Source organism: Psychrobacter sp., from assembly GCF_036731945.1.
GTDB lineage: Bacteria > Pseudomonadota > Gammaproteobacteria > Pseudomonadales > Moraxellaceae > Psychrobacter.
Window position 1 is genome coordinate 1 of the sequence record NZ_DAINDI010000069.1, and the last position, 2,460, is coordinate 2,460.

The 2,460-nt window shown below is 43.5% G+C and carries 3 protein-coding genes; 1 reads left to right on the plus strand and 2 read right to left on the minus strand.

The features are described from left to right. The coding region (locus V7D75_RS12150) for an AMP-binding protein (protein ID WP_333614772.1) at positions 1-778 on the plus strand (778 nt) is incomplete at its 5' end. Between the two features lie 131 nt (positions 779-909). Here the strand turns inward: V7D75_RS12150 and V7D75_RS12155 are convergent. Then, entirely contained in the window at positions 910-1,779 is an 870-nt protein-coding gene (locus V7D75_RS12155; protein ID WP_333614773.1) for an SDR family oxidoreductase, read from the minus strand. 225 nt (positions 1,780-2,004) lie between these two features. Beyond that, positions 2,005-2,460, minus strand: a 456-nt coding sequence (locus V7D75_RS12160) for a histidine phosphatase family protein (protein ID WP_333614774.1), incomplete at its 5' end; no start/stop codon positions are given.

A 2,460-nucleotide genomic window follows, 5' to 3' on the forward strand; every position in this document is an offset into this window, starting at 1 on the left:
TTTCCCAGCAGTTAATACTTTGTTTAAAGGCTTGCTTGATCAGCCAAACTTTAAAGACCTAGATTTTAGCTCACTCCGTATCTCGCAGGCAGGCGGTATGGCAGCGACTGAACAAACGGCTGCACGCTGGTTAGAAGTTACTGGCTGTCCGATGGTTGAAGGTTGGGGTATGACCGAAGGCGTGGCAGCGGGTACGGCTAACGTCATCACAGATCGCAAATTTAACGGTACGATTGGTATTCCTGTCCCAAGTGTCGATATCATCGTGGTTGATGATAATGGCGAGACTGTTGGTTATAATCAAGCGGGTGAGATGTGTATCAAAGGGCCAAACATTACCTCAGGTTACTTTAATAAAGACAGCACCAACGACTTTACCAAAGAAGGCTATTTCCGTACTGGCGATATTATCAGCATGGATGAAAAAGGTTATATCACCTTACTCGACCGTAAAAAAGACATGATTTTGGTCTCAGGCTTTAACGTCTTCCCAAATGAAATCGAGTCAGTCATGCTTGATTGTAAAGGCATTATTGATTGTGCGGTCATCGGTATCCCTGATGAGCATCAAGGCGAAGCGGTGAAAATCTATATTGTCCCTGCCGATAACAATGTCACTAAAAGTGATATTAAAGAGTTCGCTATCGACAACTTGACTGGCTATAAATGCCCGCGTCATATCGAGTTTGTCAGCGAGCTACCAAAGAGTAATGTCGGCAAGATACTACGTCAAAAATTGCGTGAAAAACACATGTCAGATAATCCGCAAACCTTGTAGTCGTTAAGACTCTCAGTAGTTAAGACTTATAAGTTTCAAAAAATAAAAGCCCACTATATACAATGTAGCGGGCTTTTTGTTACGTTAATTTTTCTTGACTAATTTTGACATTAATAACAACACAACCGCTATCAGCTGACTCTATTGACCACTTGTAATGGCAAATGCTTCATCGCTTGACCGACAATCGACCATGGCAGACTTGGCACGCAAGCTTCGTCTACTTCTGCCTCAATCGCAGCAACGATCGCTTTGGTGCCTGTTTCTGCATCTACTTCAAACGGTAAAGGTTTGGCATTTTCATTGATTTCGGTGCGCACATAGCCTGGATAAATAGTCGACACCTTAATCGGCAATTTGGTCAATAGCATATCGGCACGGATACCTTCTGCAAGATGCGCTAAACCCGCTTTACTTGCGCCGTAAGCGGTTAAATGCTTAGGCAGGCCGCGCATCGCTGACATACTAGATATCACCACCAGATGACCGCTATTTTGAGCTCGGAAAATATTCATCGCCGCTTCACATTGGGCAAGCGCTGAGATGAAGTTAATCTCGACGGTTTTGCGATTGGTATCAAAGCGCCCTTTGCCAATCCGGCGGCTATCACCGACGCCTGCATTGACCACCACGCGATCGATATGACCAAAATCCGCTGCGAACGCATCAAACACCTCGAATATCGCATCGTAATCACTGACGTCCAAGACACGGTATTCAATACGAATATCAGGATACTGCGCCAATAGCTCGGTTTTTAAACTTTCTAAACGATCAGTACGGCGGGCGCAAATAGCAAGATTATAACCAAGTTTTGCAAAGAGTCTTGCCATACCCTCGCCCAATCCAGAGCTTGCACCAGTGATTAAAATCGTTTTACCGCGGCCAACCTGCTGCTTATTTAAACCTTTCAGATAACGCGCCGGCTGAATGGCACTAAATAACTGATTTTTATGGTGGTTAGCGCTACTGGTCACTAAGTTTATTAATTTATTTTTCATAAACCATCCTATTAGTATTCATATAAATGACGTCGACTGTCTATCATAACGTAAATCTACAGAGTAAGTTTAGCAGTTATAGCCTAACGCAACATAGAATTAAAATAATTTAAAGATAGTCATGAAAGCTCATGCAAAAAAGTGCCTACCTATTCACAGTAACCGCTTTATGATGTTTTTAAGTAGCTTCTTAATTATGGCTTTAAGATTTTATCTACTACTTTTTTAGCGCCAAGTCACAAAGCGTTTGCCTTCAGCAAATAAATGACTATATTCGTTCAAAGACAACAGGCGACTCCGTTCATTTTTAAGCGTCAGCGATGTCACGCCAGTGTTGACCAAACTTTTATTGATCTGATACGCCGTCGAGCTACCTTGTTGTAATAACTGCGCAGTAATCGCAGCGATGATACCACCTGAGGTAAACACCAACACCGTACTATCAACGCCTAATTGCAAATTGGCAACTTGTTGACGAACCTGCTCAAGCGCTTGCTTGGCACGCTCATTAAACTGTAGCCAGCTTTCGATATAATCGCTGTCGTTTTCGCCCGCATGCCAACGCTGCATCGCGTCGTCAAACAACTCTGCCAGCCGTGTGACTGGCACCTCTGCTTTAGCAATCTCAGCAGCAATTCCCACACGGCTAGCAAAAGCAGGATTAGATTTTATCAGTACATC